A 15,611-nucleotide genomic window follows, 5' to 3' on the forward strand; every position below is an offset into this window, starting at 1 on the left:
TGGAAACCGCCGGGGGGCGTCTGTCGATGAACGATAAAGTGCGTATAATCCGCGCCCATGACACGTACCCGATCCTCCCGTACCCCCAAGAAACAACCGTCCGGTCGCGCCCGCGCCTGGCTTGGCTGGGCCATCAAGCTCAGCCTGGTCGGCCTGGTGGTGCTGGCCGGTTTCGCCGTATACCTCGACGCGGTCGTCCAGGAGAAATTCTCCGGCAAGCGCTGGACCATTCCTGCCAAGGTCTATGCCCGGCCGCTGGAGCTGTTCGTCGGCCAGAAGCTGAGCAAGGACGATTTCCTTGTCGAGCTCGATGCCCTGGGCTATCGCCGTGAAAGCGTGGCCAACGGCCCGGGCGCGGCGGCGGTCAGCGGCAATACCGTCGATCTGAATACCCGCGGGTTCCAGTTTTATGAAGGCCTGGAACCGGCGCAGAAGGTCCGCGTGCGTTTCTCCGGTGACTACGTGGCCGGCCTCAGCGCGGCCAATGATGCCAAGCTGGCGGTGGTGCGCCTGGAGCCGCTGCTGATCGGCGGCCTGTACCCGAAGAATCTCGAAGACCGCATTCTGATCAAGCTCGACCAGGTGCCGCCGTACCTGGTGGAAACCCTGGTTGCGGTGGAAGACCGCGACTTCTATCACCACTTCGGCGTGTCGCCCAAGTCGATCGCCCGTGCGGTCTGGGTCAACACGTCGTCCGGTGCCATGCGTCAGGGCGGCAGTACCTTGACTCAACAGTTGGTGAAGAACTTCTTCCTCACCAATGAACGCAGCCTCAGCCGCAAGCTCAACGAAGCAATGATGGCGGTGCTGCTGGAAATGCACTACGACAAGAATGAAATCCTCGAGGCCTACCTGAACGAAGTGTTCATCGGTCAGGACGGCCAGCGCGCGGTGCACGGATTCGGCTTGGCCAGCCAGTTCTTCTTCAGTCAGCCGTTGTCTGAGCTGAAGCTGCATCAGGTGGCCCTGCTGGTGGGCATGGTCAAGGGACCGTCCTACTACAACCCGCGGCGCTATCCTGAGCGTGCCCTGCAACGACGCAATCTGGTCCTCGACCTGCTGGCGGAACAGGGCGTAGCGACACCAGAAGTGGTGGAGGCAGCGAAGAAGATGCCGCTGGGCGTGACCAAGCGTGGCAGTCTGGCTGACAGCTCGTTCCCCGGCTTCCTTGACCTGGTCAAGCGCCAGTTGCGCCAGGACTATCGCGACGAAGACCTTACTGAGGAAGGTCTGCGCATCTTCACCAGTTTCGACCCGATCCTGCAGATGAAGGCCGAGTCTTCGATGGCCGATACCTTCAAGCGCCTGGCGGGCCGCAAGGGGGCGGACGACGTCGAAGCGGCGATGGTGGTGACCAATCCGGAGACCGGTGAAGTCCAGGCCCTGATCGGCAGTCGGCAGGCCGGGTTCGCCGGCTTCAACCGGGCAATCGACGCCGTGCGACCGATCGGCTCGCTGGTCAAGCCGGCGGTGTACCTGACCGCCCTGGAGAAACCGAGCCAGTACACCCTCACCAGTTGGGTGCAGGACGAGCCGTTCTCGGTCAAGGGCGCCGATGGCCAGGTGTGGAAACCGCAGAACTACGACCGGCGTGCCCACGGCACCATCTACCTGTACCAAGGCCTGGCCAACTCCTACAACCTGTCGACGGCCAAGCTGGGCCTGGAACTGGGTGTGCCGAATGTGCTCAAAACCATAGGGCGACTGGGTGTCGAGGTCGACTGGCCGGCGTTCCCGTCGATGCTTCTGGGGGCAGGCGGCATGTCACCGATGCAGGTCGCGACCATGTACCAGACCCTGGCGAATGGTGGCTTCAACACGCCGATGCGCGGTATCCGCAGCGTACTCACCGCCGAGGGCGAGCCGCTCAAGCGTTATCCGTTCCAGATCCAGCAACGCTTCGACCCGGGCTCCATCTACCTGGTGCAGAACGCCATGCAGCGGGTGATGCGTGAAGGTACCGGTCGTTCGGTGTACAGCGTACTGCCGAGTTCGCTGAACCTGGCGGGCAAGACCGGTACCAGTAACGACTCGCGGGACAGCTGGTTCGCCGGCTTCAGCCAGGACCTGCTGGCGGTGGTCTGGCTGGGTCGCGACGACAACGGCAAGACGCCGTTCACCGGTGCTACCGGTGCCTTGCAGGTCTGGACCAGCTTCATGCGCAAGGCCGACCCGCTGCCGCTGGACATGCCGCAGCCGGATAACGTGGTGCAGGCCTGGGTCGATCCGCATACAGGCCAGGGCTCCGACGCCAGTTGCCCAGGTGCGGTGCAGATGCCGTATATTCGCGGCAGCGAGCCGGTTGCAGGTGCGACCTGCGGCGGCGAACAGACTCCCGCCGACTCGGTCATGGACTGGGTCAAGGGCTGGATGAATTGATCGGCGATTGCCAAGAGGATGTGACGTGAAGAAATGGTGGTTTCCAGCGCTGACCGCGCTGGCATTGCTCAACGGTTGCGCCACCGTGCCGCGTGGCTCGATTCCGGTGGTGGACTCCGGTACCCGGGTCTCCAACAGCGAACGCGTGCAAGCCAACCGTGCCGGCAATGCGCCGGTGCGCAACGGTACCAGCCAGGCGCAGTCGGTCCCGCAGGACAGCGGCGTGACCGTGATGATCCCGCAGGGTAGTGGCGCCGCACCGATCCAGACCTTCCCGGCGTCCACTGCGCCGTCGGGCATCAGCACCGGCCCGATCACCCCGGGCCCGGTGACTTCGGAGCCATTCACTCCGCAGCCGAGCAGCAACGCGGGCAGCTACACCATGCCTTCGGCGCCGACCGGTATCCCGCGCGCCAGCAGCAGTGCGGGCGGCCTGTCGGCTGACGAGCAACTGGATGGTCCAGTGCTGGCGCTGCTGACTACTGCCCAGCAACAGCAAGGCAGTGGTGACTACAACGGAGCTTCGTCGAGCCTCGAGCGCGCGCAGCGCATCGCGCCTCGTGAGCCACAGGTGCTTTACCGCCTGGCCCAGGTACGCCTGGCCCAAGGGGATGCAGCCCAGTCCGAGCAATTGGCACGTCGTGCGCTGACCTATGCCAATGGCCGCCCCGATCTGCAGTCCGGGCTATGGAACATCATCGCCCAGGCTCGCGAAAAGCAGGGTGATGCCGCCGGTGCCGCGCAGGCACGGCAGAAAGCCCAGGCGACGCTGTGATGGATGCGCGCATCCTGGATATTGCCGATCACCTGCTGCTGATCGAGCGTGAACTGCACGTGCAGGGTTGGTGGAGCGACGAGGTCCCGAGTGCCGAGGCCCTGGCCAGCACCGTCCCCTTCGCCGTCGACAGCATGAGCTTCGAGCAATGGCTGCAGTGGATCTTCCTTCCGCGCATGAAGGAGATCCTCGAGCGTGGGCTGGCGTTACCCAATGCCTCGGGCATTCTGGTGATGGCCGAGACGGTGTACGTCGATCGCCCGGAGGAAAGTCGTCAATTGCGCAAGCTGCTGGCGGAGTTCGACCAATTGATAAGCCCATCTGCCTGATTTCTCTGCCGTTTATCGTCCGGGGCCGCTTTTGCGGCCCCGATTCGTTTGTGCAGGGGTGTCGCAAACGTTTCCGCTCGGCTGGCAGAGGCGTTGCGGCGGAATTTAAACGGTGAAGTCGCTTGACTTGCGCAGTTCGAATCAGAACAATCCAAAGTCCGCTGTAGGGGGACTGCCAGAAGCAGACCCGCTAAGCAGATCATGAGGCGCACACCCGCGCCGACCTGTTACACCCCGCAACGCGTTACCTCGCGCTGGGTGGGAAAACCCCGCAACACTTTGGGGCGCTCCCAATACTTGCTCAGTCAGTGCTGACGTAGTGGCATTTTCGTCGCTCATGCTCTGCTTGGCAGTAAACCTATTAAGACCCGTTCCGGAGCGAACGGTATTCTGGCGTTTTAGAGGTGAACAACGTGGAGCTTTTATCTGGCGCTGAAATGGTCGTCCGCTTCTTGCGTGACGAAGGCGTTAAGCACATCTATGGGTACCCTGGTGGTGCTCTCCTTCATGTTTACGATGCCCTGTTCAAAGAACCGGAAGTGCAGCACATCCTGGTTCGCCACGAGCAGGCAGCGACCCATATGGCGGACGGCTATGCCCGTGCCACCGGCAAGGCCGGCGTGGTACTGGTGACCTCCGGTCCGGGCGCGACCAATGCCATCACCGGCATCGCCACCGCGTACATGGACTCCATCCCGATGGTCATCCTGTCCGGTCAGGTGCCTAGCACCATGGTCGGCACCGATGCCTTCCAGGAAACCGACATGATCGGCATTTCCCGGCCGATCGTGAAGCACAGCTTCATGATCAAGCACGCCTCGGAAATCCCGGAAGTCCTGAAGAAAGCCTTCTACCTCGCACAATCCGGCCGTCCAGGTCCGGTTGTCGTGGATATTCCGAAGGACATGACCAACCCTGCTGAAAAGTTCGAGTACGTCTATCCGAAGAAGGTCAAGCTGCGCTCCTACAGCCCGGCGGTCCGTGGTCACTCCGGCCAGATCCGCAAGGCAGCGGAAATGATCCTCGCGGCCAAGCGCCCGATCATCTACGCAGGCGGCGGCGTGATCCTCGGTGGTGGCTCCGAGCCGCTGACCGAGCTGGCTCAACTGCTCAACGTACCGGTGACCAACACCCTGATGGGCCTCGGCGCCTACCCGGGTACCGATCGCCAGTTCGTCGGCATGCTCGGCATGCACGGCAGCTATACCGCCAACCTGGCGATGCACCATGCCGACGTGATCCTGGCTGTCGGCGCGCGTTTCGACGACCGCGTCATCAACGGCCCGGCCAAGTTCTGCCCGAACGCCAAGATCATCCACATCGACATCGACCCGGCGTCGATCTCCAAGACCGTCAAGGCCGACGTCCCGATCGTCGGGCCGGTGGAGAGCGTGCTCACCGAGATGCTCGCAGCTGTCCGCGAGATCGGCGAGAAGCCTGAAAAGGCCGCCATCGATGCCTGGTGGCAGCAGATCGAAGAGTGGCGCGGCGACCGCGGCCTGTTCCCTTACGACAAGGGCGACGGCAGCATCATCAAGCCTCAGACTGTGATCGAGACCCTGTGCGAGGTCACCAAGGGCGACGCTTTCGTCACCTCCGACGTGGGCCAGCACCAGATGTTCGCGGCGCAGTACTACCGCTTCAACAAGCCGAATCGCTGGATCAACTCCGGCGGCCTGGGCACCATGGGCTTCGGTTTCCCGGCGGCCATGGGCGTCAAGCTGAACTTCCCGGAGGCCGACGTGGCCTGCGTTACCGGCGAAGGCAGCATCCAGATGAACATCCAGGAACTGTCGACCTGCCTGCAGTACGACCTGCCGGTGAAGATCGTCAACCTGAACAACGGCGTGCTGGGCATGGTTCGTCAGTGGCAGGATATGTCCTACAACAGCCGTCATTCGCACTCCTACATGGAGTCGCTGCCTGACTTCGTCAAGCTGGCCGAGGCCTATGGGCACGTGGGCATCCGCATCACTAGCCTGAAGGACCTCAAGCCCAAGCTCGAAGAAGCCTTTGCCCTCAAGGATCGCCTGGTGTTCATCGACATCCAGGTCGACAACAGCGAGCACGTCTATCCGATGCAGATCAAGGATGGTTCGATGCGCGACATGTGGCTGAGCAAGACGGAGCGGACCTGATATGCGGCACATTATTTCCCTGCTGTTGGAAAACGAACCCGGTGCCCTGTCCCGCGTCGTCGGCTTGTTCTCGCAACGCAACTACAACATCGAAAGCCTGACCGTAGCACCGACCGAAGACCCGACCCTGTCGCGTCTGACGCTGACCACGGTTGGCCACGATGAGGTGATCGAGCAGATCACCAAGAACCTGAACAAACTGGTTGAGGTGGTCAAGCTGGTCGACCTGTCGGAAAGTGCTCACATCGAGCGCGAACTGATGCTGGTCAAGGTGAAGGCCACTGGTGCCCAGCGCGCCGAGATCAAGCGCACCACCGATATCTATCGTGGGCAGATCGTCGACGTCAGCGCCAGCGTGTACACCGTGCAGTTGACCGGCACCAGCGACAAGCTCGACAGCTTCATTCAGGCGATCGGTACTGCGTCCATCCTCGAAACCGTGCGTAGCGGCGTCACCGGCATTGCCCGCGGCGACAAAGTGCTCAGCATCTAACTCGACAAAATTAGCGAATGGCCTGAACAAGGCCGAGATAACAGGGGTATTTCATGAAAGTTTTCTACGATAAAGACTGCGATCTCTCGATCATCCAGGGCAAGAAAGTTGCCATCATCGGTTACGGCTCCCAGGGCCACGCTCAGGCGTGCAACCTGAAGGACTCCGGTGTGGATGTCACCGTCGGTCTGCGTAAAGGTTCGGCTACCGTTGCCAAGGCTGAAGCCCACGGCCTGAAAGTCGCTGACGTCGCTACCGCCGTCGCTGCTGCTGACCTGGTCATGATTCTGACCCCGGACGAGTTCCAGGGCGCCCTGTACAAGAACGAAATCGAGCCGAACATCAAGAAGGGCGCTACCCTGGCCTTCTCCCACGGCTTCTCGATCCACTACAACCAGGTCGTTCCACGTGCCGACCTTGACGTGATCATGATCGCGCCGAAGGCTCCAGGCCACACCGTTCGCTCCGAATTCGTCAAAGGCGGCGGTATCCCTGACCTGATCGCCGTCTACCAGGACGCTTCGGGCAACGCCAAGAACGTCGCACTGTCCTACGCCGCTGGCGTTGGCGGTGGTCGCACCGGCATCATCGAAACCACCTTCAAGGACGAGACTGAAACCGACCTGTTCGGTGAGCAGGCCGTTCTCTGCGGCGGCACCGTCGAGCTGGTCAAGGCCGGTTTCGAAACCTTGGTCGAAGCGGGCTACGCGCCGGAAATGGCCTACTTCGAGTGCCTGCACGAACTGAAGCTGATCGTTGACCTCATGTACGAAGGCGGCATCGCCAACATGAACTACTCGATCTCCAACAACGCCGAATACGGCGAGTACGTGACCGGTCCTGAAGTCATCAACGAAGAATCCCGCAAGGCCATGCGCAACGCTCTGAAGCGCATCCAGGACGGCGAATACGCGAAGATGTTCATCAGCGAAGGCGCCACCAACTACCCATCGATGACCGCCAAGCGTCGCAACAACGCCGCTCACGGCATCGAAGTCATCGGCGAGCAACTGCGCTCCATGATGCCTTGGATCTCGGCGAACAAGATCGTCGACAAAACCAAGAACTGATTGGTTTTGATGCAAGGAAAACGCGGCTTCGGCCGCGTTTTTTCATTTCGGGGGTCAGCTTCTGGTATAAGCTTTCATCCGTTTGTCGGCGAACCCTCGCCGCGAGCCTTTGTCGAAACTACCCAAACCGTTGCAAGGTAATCTCAATGAGCGAACGTCCCGAAGAGCCGAACAAGGCCTCTGACGCCGAAAGCCTGCTACCGATCGATGAGCATGTCGAAGAAGGACATGACGCCGAAGGACGCAAAGTCCGTCACCGTGGCATCTATTTGCTGCCCAACCTGTTCACCACCGCGAACCTGTTCGCCGGTTTCTATTCGATCATCAACTCGATGAGTGCCCAGAGCGCACTGAGTGCCGGTGATCCTCGCGAGGCGAGCAAGTATTTCGCCTTTGCCGCCATCGCCATCTTCGTGGCCATGGTGCTGGATGGCCTGGACGGTCGCGTCGCGCGCATGACCAACACCCAGAGTGCCTTCGGCGCCGAGTATGACTCCCTGTCCGATATGGTCGCTTTCGGCGTCGCTCCGGCGCTGCTGGCCTTTGGCTGGGCGCTGGGCGATATGGGCAAGGTCGGCTGGATGGTCGCCTTTATCTATGTAGCGGGTGCCGCACTGCGTCTGGCGCGCTTCAATACCCAGGTAGGCAAGGCCGACAAGCGCTATTTCATTGGCCTGGCCAGTCCCGCTGCGGCAGGTGTGGTCGCCGGTACGGTCTGGGCTTTCAGCGACTACGGTATCCAAGGGTCGAAGCTGTCGTTCCTGGTGGCGCTGCTGGTCGCCGGTGCAGGCATGCTGATGGTCAGCAACATCAAGTACAACAGCTTCAAGGAGCTGGACCTGAAGGGGCGCGTGCCGTTCGTAGCGATCCTCGCCGTGGTGCTGGTGTTCGCGGTGGTATTCAGCGATCCGCCACGTATCCTGCTGCTGATCTTCCTCGCTTATGCGGCGTCCGGTCCTGTGCAGTACCTGTTGCGCATCCGTCGTCGAAAAAACGCGGAGTAGGGCTGCAATATTTACCCGACTCCGTAGTCTACTACTGCATCTGTTCTGCGGTTCTGCGGAGTCATCATGCTGATCAAGTTCCCCCGGGCCTCCGACTGTTCCGAGTCGGAGATCACCCCCGAGTCGCTCTATCTTTCCCGTCGTTCCCTGCTTGGTGCTTCCGTGGCGGGCCTGGCCGTGGCCGGGCTGCCGGGGTGGTCGTTCGCGGCGGATCCTTCGCGCTACGCCGACGTAGAGTCGGGGGCGGCGCCTGGCTGGTTCGCCGAGAAGTTGCCGAACACTCGCTGGCAGGCGGTCACCGTGCAGGGAGAGGCCATCACCCCGTTCAAGGATGCGACCCACTACAACAACTTCTATGAGTTCGGTACCGACAAGGGCGACCCTGCGGAGAATGCCGGTGCGCTGCCTACGTCGCCGTGGAGCGTGGTCATCGACGGCGAGGTGGGCAAGCCGGGACGCTACGCGCTGGAGGACTTCATGAAGCCCTACCAGTTGGAGGAGCGGATCTACCGGCTGCGCTGCGTGGAGGCGTGGTCGATGGTCATTCCCTGGCTGGGCTTTCCGTTGTCGGCCTTGCTCAGGGAAGTCGAGCCGACCTCGAAGGCGAAGTATGTGCGCTTCGAAACGCTGCAGGATCCCAAGCACATGCCGGGGCAGCGCTCCGGTTTCGCACTGATTGACTGGCCTTATGTAGAAGGGCTGCGACTGGACGAGGCGATGAATCCGCTGGCGATCCTCGCGGTGGGTATGTATGGGCGCGAATTGCCGAACCAGAATGGCGCGCCGTTGCGCTTGGTGGTGCCGTGGAAGTACGGGTTCAAGAGCATCAAGTCGATAGTGCGCATCAGCTTGGTCAGCGAGCAACCGCAGACTACCTGGCAGCACATTGCGCCGGAAGAGTACGGGTTCTATGCCAACGTCAATCCGACGGTGGATCACCCGCGCTGGACTCAGGCTCGTGAGCGGCGTCTGCCGAGTGGCCTGTTCAGTCCCAATGTGCGTGAGACGCAGATGTTCAACGGCTATGCCGAAGAAGTGAGTTCGCTCTACGCCGGCCTGGACCTGCGGAAGAACTATTGATGCGTTATCCATTGTTCCGTTTGTGCATCTTCATCTTGGCAGCGGTATGGCCGTTGTACTGGCTGTACCAGGCCTGGATCTTCGCGTTGGGTCCGGATCCGGGCAAGGTCCTGGTGGATCGTCTGGGGCTTGGCGGATTGATCTTCCTGCTGATCACCTTGGCTATGACGCCTTTGCAGAAAGTAACAGGCTGGTCCGGCTGGATCGTGGTCCGTCGGCAGTTGGGCCTGTGGTGCTTTGCTTATATAGCGTTGCACCTGAGTGCCTATCTCTTCTTTATTCTAGGTCTTGACTGGGGGCAACTGGCGGTGGAGTTGCGCAAGCGGCCATACATCATCGTCGGTGTTCTGGGGTTCCTGGGCTTGCTCAGTTTGGCAGTGACGTCGAACCGCTACAGCCAGCGCCGCCTTGGGGCACGCTGGAAGCGCCTGCACAAGCTGGTCTACGTGATTCTCGTCCTAGGGTTGCTGCATTTCCTCTGGATCGTGCGGGCGGACCTCAAGGAGTGGAGCATCTACGCGTTGATTGGCGTGGGACTGTTGCTTCTGCGTATCCCCGCTATCAACCAGCGGTTACCCCGGTTTGGCGGGCGAAAAATGGATTCGGTAACAAAAGTTTAAATAAAGTGTTGACGCCCCGTTTTATCTCTCTATAATTCGCCCCACTTCCGGCGCAGTCGGAACGGAAAACTCCTTAGGATTCAACGAGTTAGACGTTTCAGGTAGTATCGGAAGTGCTTCGGTCGTTTACGAAGGCGGTTGAAAAAGGCAGTTGACAGCAGGTTGTAACGCTGTAGAATTCGCCTCCCGCTAACGAGAGATCGCAGCGAGTCAAGTGTTTGAAGTTGAACGAGAAATTCTGAAAAACTTCAAAATAAACGCTTGACAGGCTTAGAGGAAAGCGTAGAATGCGCGCCTCGGTTGAAGCGAAGTGCTTCACCAACCGCTCTTTAACAATTGAATCAAGCAATTCGTGTGGGTGCTTGTGATAATGGACTGGTAGTCAAAAAGATTATCAGCATCACAAGTGACTATACGAGAAATCGAAATAGTTCATTTTGAGATTGCTGAGCCAAGTTTAGGGTTTTCTCAAAACCCAAGCAGTATTGAACTGAAGAGTTTGATCATGGCTCAGATTGAACGCTGGCGGCAGGCCTAACACATGCAAGTCGAGCGGATGAGAAGAGCTTGCTCTTCGATTCAGCGGCGGACGGGTGAGTAATGCCTAGGAATCTGCCTGGTAGTGGGGGACAACGTTTCGAAAGGAACGCTAATACCGCATACGTCCTACGGGAGAAAGCAGGGGACCTTCGGGCCTTGCGCTATCAGATGAGCCTAGGTCGGATTAGCTAGTTGGTGAGGTAATGGCTCACCAAGGCGACGATCCGTAACTGGTCTGAGAGGATGATCAGTCACACTGGAACTGAGACACGGTCCAGACTCCTACGGGAGGCAGCAGTGGGGAATATTGGACAATGGGCGAAAGCCTGATCCAGCCATGCCGCGTGTGTGAAGAAGGTCTTCGGATTGTAAAGCACTTTAAGTTGGGAGGAAGGGCAGTAAGTTAATACCTTGCTGTTTTGACGTTACCAACAGAATAAGCACCGGCTAACTCTGTGCCAGCAGCCGCGGTAATACAGAGGGTGCAAGCGTTAATCGGAATTACTGGGCGTAAAGCGCGCGTAGGTGGTTCGTTAAGTTGGATGTGAAAGCCCCGGGCTCAACCTGGGAACTGCATCCAAAACTGGCGAGCTAGAGTAGGGCAGAGGGTGGTGGAATTTCCTGTGTAGCGGTGAAATGCGTAGATATAGGAAGGAACACCAGTGGCGAAGGCGACCACCTGGGCTCATACTGACACTGAGGTGCGAAAGCGTGGGGAGCAAACAGGATTAGATACCCTGGTAGTCCACGCCGTAAACGATGTCAACTAGCCGTTGGAATCCTTGAGATTTTAGTGGCGCAGCTAACGCATTAAGTTGACCGCCTGGGGAGTACGGCCGCAAGGTTAAAACTCAAATGAATTGACGGGGGCCCGCACAAGCGGTGGAGCATGTGGTTTAATTCGAAGCAACGCGAAGAACCTTACCAGGCCTTGACATGCAGAGAACTTTCCAGAGATGGATTGGTGCCTTCGGGAACTCTGACACAGGTGCTGCATGGCTGTCGTCAGCTCGTGTCGTGAGATGTTGGGTTAAGTCCCGTAACGAGCGCAACCCTTGTCCTTAGTTACCAGCACGTAATGGTGGGCACTCTAAGGAGACTGCCGGTGACAAACCGGAGGAAGGTGGGGATGACGTCAAGTCATCATGGCCCTTACGGCCTGGGCTACACACGTGCTACAATGGTCGGTACAGAGGGTTGCCAAGCCGCGAGGTGGAGCTAATCTCACAAAACCGATCGTAGTCCGGATCGCAGTCTGCAACTCGACTGCGTGAAGTCGGAATCGCTAGTAATCGCGAATCAGAATGTCGCGGTGAATACGTTCCCGGGCCTTGTACACACCGCCCGTCACACCATGGGAGTGGGTTGCACCAGAAGTAGCTAGTCTAACCTTCGGGAGGACGGTTACCACGGTGTGATTCATGACTGGGGTGAAGTCGTAACAAGGTAGCCGTAGGGGAACCTGCGGCTGGATCACCTCCTTAATCGACGACATCAGCCGTATCATGAGCTCCCACACGAATTGCTTGATTCATTGAAGAAGACGGAAAAGCAGCTTATTGGGTCTGTAGCTCAGTTGGTTAGAGCGCACCCCTGATAAGGGTGAGGTCGGCAGTTCGAATCTGCCCAGACCCACCAATTAAGTTACACCGCCTCAGTCTGGGGCCATAGCTCAGCTGGGAGAGCGCCTGCCTTGCACGCAGGAGGTCAGCGGTTCGATCCCGCTTGGCTCCACCATAATCTGCATCCTGTTGAAAGCTTAGAAATGAGCATTCGGTTCGAATGTTGATTTCTAGTCTTTATAGACTGGTCCGTTCTTTAAAAATTTGGGTATGTGATAGAAATAGACTGAACGACACTTTCACTGGTGTTGATTCAGGCTAAGGTAAAATTTGTGAGTGACTCTTAAGAGTTTTGCAAATTTTCGGCGAATGTCGTCTTCACAGTATAACCAGATTGCTTGGGGTTATATGGTCAAGTGAAGAAGCGCATACGGTGGATGCCTTGGCAGTCAGAGGCGATGAAAGACGTGGTAGCCTGCGATAAGCTCCGGGGAGTCGGCAAACAGACTTTGATCCGGAGATCTCTGAATGGGGGAACCCACTCAGCACAAGCTGAGTATCTTGCACTGAATACATAGGTGCAAGAGGCGAACCAGGGGAACTGAAACATCTAAGTACCCTGAGGAAAAGAAATCAACCGAGATTCCCTTAGTAGTGGCGAGCGAACGGGGACTAGCCCTTAAGTTGATTTGAGATTAGTGGAAGGCTCTGGAAAGTGCCGCCATAGTGGGTGATAGCCCCGTACACGAAAATCTCTTGTCAATGAAATCGAGTAGGACGGAGCACGAGAAACTTTGTCTGAATATGGGGGGACCATCCTCCAAGGCTAAATACTACTGACTGACCGATAGTGAACCAGTACCGTGAGGGAAAGGCGAAAAGAACCCCGGAGAGGGGAGTGAAATAGAACCTGAAACCGTATGCGTACAAGCAGTGGGAGCCTACTTTGTTAGGTGACTGCGTACCTTTTGTATAATGGGTCAGCGACTTATATTCAGTGGCGAGCTTAACCGAATAGGGGAGGCGTAGCGAAAGCGAGTCTTAATAGGGCGCTTAGTCGCTGGGTATAGACCCGAAACCGGGCGATCTATCCATGGGCAGGTTGAAGGTTAGGTAACACTGACTGGAGGACCGAACCGACTACCGTTGAAAAGTTAGCGGATGACCTGTGGATCGGAGTGAAAGGCTAATCAAGCTCGGAGATAGCTGGTTCTCCTCGAAAGCTATTTAGGTAGCGCCTCATGTATCACTGTAGGGGGTAGAGCACTGTTTCGGCTAGGGGGTCATCCCGACTTACCAAACCGATGCAAACTCCGAATACCTACAAGTGCCGAGCATGGGAGACACACGGCGGGTGCTAACGTCCGTCGTGAAAAGGGAAACAACCCAGACCGTCAGCTAAGGTCCCAAAGTCATGGTTAAGTGGGAAACGATGTGGGAAGGCTTAGACAGCTAGGAGGTTGGCTTAGAAGCAGCCACCCTTTAAAGAAAGCGTAATAGCTCACTAGTCGAGTCGGCCTGCGCGGAAGATGTAACGGGGCTCAAACCATGCACCGAAGCTACGGGTATCACTTAGGTGATGCGGTAGAGGAGCGTTCTGTAAGCCTGTGAAGGTGAGTTGAGAAGCTTGCTGGAGGTATCAGAAGTGCGAATGCTGACATGAGTAACGACAATGGGAGTGAAAAACTCCCACGCCGAAAGACCAAGGTTTCCTGCGCAACGTTAATCGACGCAGGGTTAGTCGGTCCCTAAGGCGAGGCTGAAAAGCGTAGTCGATGGAAAACAGGTTAATATTCCTGTACTTCCGGTTATTGCGATGGAGGGACGGAGAAGGCTAGGCCAGCTTGGCGTTGGTTGTCCAAGTTTAAGGTGGTAGGCTGGAATCTTAGGTAAATCCGGGATTTCAAGGCCGAGAGCTGATGACGAGTTGCCTTTAGGCGACGAAGTGGTTGATGCCATGCTTCCAAGAAAAGCTTCTAAGCTTCAGATAACCGGGAACCGTACCCCAAACCGACACAGGTGGTTGGGTAGAGAATACCAAGGCGCTTGAGAGAACTCGGGTGAAGGAACTAGGCAAAATGGCACCGTAACTTCGGGAGAAGGTGCGCCGGCGAGGGTGAAGGACTTGCTCCGTAAGCCCATGCCGGTCGAAGATACCAGGCCGCTGCGACTGTTTATTAAAAACACAGCACTCTGCAAACACGAAAGTGGACGTATAGGGTGTGACGCCTGCCCGGTGCCGGAAGGTTAATTGATGGGGTTAGCTAACGCGAAGCTCTTGATCGAAGCCCCGGTAAACGGCGGCCGTAACTATAACGGTCCTAAGGTAGCGAAATTCCTTGTCGGGTAAGTTCCGACCTGCACGAATGGCGTAACGATGGCGGCGCTGTCTCCACCCGAGACTCAGTGAAATTGAAATCGCTGTGAAGATGCAGTGTATCCGCGGCTAGACGGAAAGACCCCGTGAACCTTTACTATAGCTTTGCACTGGACTTTGAATTTGCTTGTGTAGGATAGGTGGGAGGCTTTGAAGCGTGGACGCCAGTTCGCGTGGAGCCATCCTTGAAATACCACCCTGGCAACTTTGAGGTTCTAACTCAGGTCCGTTATCCGGATCGAGGACAGTGTATGGTGGGTAGTTTGACTGGGGCGGTCTCCTCCTAAAGAGTAACGGAGGAGTACGAAGGTGCGCTCAGACCGGTCGGAAATCGGTCGTAGAGTATAAAGGCAAAAGCGCGCTTGACTGCGAGACAGACACGTCGAGCAGGTACGAAAGTAGGTCTTAGTGATCCGGTGGTTCTGTATGGAAGGGCCATCGCTCAACGGATAAAAGGTACTCCGGGGATAACAGGCTGATACCGCCCAAGAGTTCATATCGACGGCGGTGTTTGGCACCTCGATGTCGGCTCATCACATCCTGGGGCTGAAGCCGGTCCCAAGGGTATGGCTGTTCGCCATTTAAAGTGGTACGCGAGCTGGGTTTAGAACGTCGTGAGACAGTTCGGTCCCTATCTGCCGTGGACGTTTGAGATTTGAGAGGGGCTGCTCCTAGTACGAGAGGACCGGAGTGGACGAACCTCTGGTGTTCCGGTTGTCACGCCAGTGGCATTGCCGGGTAGCTATGTTCGGAAGAGATAACCGCTGAAAGCATCTAAGCGGGAAACTTGCCTCAAGATGAGATCTCACTGGAGCCTTGAGCTCCCTGAAGGGCCGTCGAAGACTACGACGTTGATAGGTTGGGTGTGTAAGCGCTGTGAGGCGTTGAGCTAACCAATACTAATTGCCCGTGAGGCTTGACCATATAACACCCAAGCAATTTGAGTGAAGCCGGAAGGCGCGCCAGATTGCGGTGTTGTGAAGACGAAATGACCGAAAATTTGCGACTCACACATCACATACCCGATTTGTCGTGGCGTCGAAAGACGAGACGGCACAAAGAATTTCTTGACGACCATAGAGCGTTGGAACCACCTGATCCCATCCCGAACTCAGCAGTGAAACGACGCATCGCCGATGGTAGTGTGGAGCTTCTCCATGTGAGAGTAGGTCATCGTCAAGATTAAATTCCGAAACCCCTATCTGCGTAAGCAGGTAGGGGTTTTGTCTTTGGCCGACACAATA

General features: G+C 57.6%; 9 protein-coding genes, 2 tRNA genes and 3 rRNA genes. All 14 read left to right on the top strand.

Annotated elements, in window-relative coordinates; genetic code table 11:
• Nucleotides 1–57: 57 nt before the first annotated feature.
• The 14 genes from mrcB (at nt 58) to rrf (ending at nt 15,549) form a co-directional block, all read left to right on the top strand.
• Complete coding sequence (gene mrcB, locus AC5QPF_RS04820; protein ID WP_494962242.1) at nt 58–2,379, top strand: penicillin-binding protein 1B; 2,322 nt, start codon at nt 58–60, stop codon at nt 2,377–2,379.
• A gap of 25 nt (nt 2,380–2,404) precedes the next feature.
• A complete protein-coding gene (locus tag AC5QPF_RS04825; RefSeq protein WP_494962243.1) occupies nt 2,405–3,154 on the top strand; it encodes a tetratricopeptide repeat protein in 750 nt (249 codons plus the stop codon).
• A complete protein-coding gene (locus AC5QPF_RS04830) occupies nt 3,151–3,483 on the top strand; it encodes a YqcC family protein (RefSeq protein WP_458975210.1) in 333 nt (110 codons plus the stop codon). The genes AC5QPF_RS04825 and AC5QPF_RS04830 overlap by 4 nt, the downstream gene beginning before the upstream one ends.
• A 413-nt stretch (nt 3,484–3,896) precedes the next feature.
• On the top strand, nt 3,897–5,621 hold the full coding sequence (locus AC5QPF_RS04835; RefSeq protein ID WP_330073023.1) for an acetolactate synthase 3 large subunit: 1,725 nt from the start codon (nt 3,897–3,899) through the stop codon (nt 5,619–5,621).
• Between the two features lies 1 nt (nt 5,622).
• Nucleotides 5,623–6,114: an acetolactate synthase small subunit gene (ilvN, locus tag AC5QPF_RS04840; protein ID WP_042125802.1), complete on the top strand. Its 492-nt coding sequence runs from the start codon at nt 5,623–5,625 to the stop codon at nt 6,112–6,114.
• A 53-nt stretch (nt 6,115–6,167) separates the two neighbouring features.
• Nucleotides 6,168–7,184: a ketol-acid reductoisomerase gene (gene ilvC / locus AC5QPF_RS04845; protein WP_494962244.1), complete on the top strand. Its 1,017-nt coding sequence runs from the start codon at nt 6,168–6,170 to the stop codon at nt 7,182–7,184.
• A gap of 146 nt (nt 7,185–7,330) precedes the next feature.
• On the top strand, nt 7,331–8,188 hold the full coding sequence (gene pssA / locus AC5QPF_RS04850) for a CDP-diacylglycerol--serine O-phosphatidyltransferase (protein ID WP_494962245.1): 858 nt from the start codon (nt 7,331–7,333) through the stop codon (nt 8,186–8,188).
• Between the two features lie 66 nt (nt 8,189–8,254).
• The gene (msrP, locus tag AC5QPF_RS04855; RefSeq protein ID WP_494962246.1) at nt 8,255–9,268 is read left to right on the top strand and encodes a protein-methionine-sulfoxide reductase catalytic subunit MsrP; all 1,014 of its coding nucleotides are present in this window, start codon (nt 8,255–8,257) and stop codon (nt 9,266–9,268) included.
• Nucleotides 9,268–9,888: a protein-methionine-sulfoxide reductase heme-binding subunit MsrQ gene (msrQ, locus tag AC5QPF_RS04860; protein ID WP_494962247.1), complete on the top strand. Its 621-nt coding sequence runs from the start codon at nt 9,268–9,270 to the stop codon at nt 9,886–9,888. The genes msrP and msrQ overlap by 1 nt, the downstream gene beginning before the upstream one ends.
• Nucleotides 9,889–10,375: 487 nt before the next feature.
• Nucleotides 10,376–11,912: ribosomal RNA gene (locus AC5QPF_RS04865) — 16S ribosomal RNA — on the top strand.
• A 77-nt stretch (nt 11,913–11,989) separates the two neighbouring features.
• A tRNA-Ile gene (locus tag AC5QPF_RS04870) sits at nt 11,990–12,066 on the top strand.
• A 23-nt stretch (nt 12,067–12,089) separates the two neighbouring features.
• A tRNA-Ala gene (locus AC5QPF_RS04875) sits at nt 12,090–12,165 on the top strand.
• A gap of 235 nt (nt 12,166–12,400) precedes the next feature.
• Nucleotides 12,401–15,291, top strand: a 23S ribosomal RNA gene (locus tag AC5QPF_RS04880).
• A gap of 142 nt (nt 15,292–15,433) precedes the next feature.
• Nucleotides 15,434–15,549 (top strand): 5S ribosomal RNA (gene rrf / locus AC5QPF_RS04885).
• Together the 16S, 23S and 5S rRNA genes with 2 tRNA genes alongside form the textbook arrangement of a ribosomal RNA operon.
• Nucleotides 15,550–15,611 lie beyond the last annotated feature (62 nt).

It is taken from the genome of Pseudomonas sp. Con_6, from assembly GCF_059379395.1.

Excerpts from the sequence above, each read along its gene's own strand:
- msrQ (WP_494962247.1), top strand. The coding sequence starts at position 9,268 with ATGCGTTATCCATTGTTCCGTTTGTGCATCTTCATCTTGGCAGCGGTA.
- msrP (WP_494962246.1), top strand. The coding sequence starts at position 8,255 with ATGCTGATCAAGTTCCCCCGGGCCTCCGACTGTTCCGAGTCGGAGATC.
- ilvN (WP_042125802.1), top strand. The coding sequence starts at position 5,623 with ATGCGGCACATTATTTCCCTGCTGTTGGAAAACGAACCCGGTGCCCTG.
- pssA (WP_494962245.1), top strand. The coding sequence starts at position 7,331 with ATGAGCGAACGTCCCGAAGAGCCGAACAAGGCCTCTGACGCCGAAAGC.
- ilvC (WP_494962244.1), top strand. The coding sequence starts at position 6,168 with ATGAAAGTTTTCTACGATAAAGACTGCGATCTCTCGATCATCCAGGGC.
- mrcB (WP_494962242.1), top strand. The coding sequence starts at position 58 with ATGACACGTACCCGATCCTCCCGTACCCCCAAGAAACAACCGTCCGGT.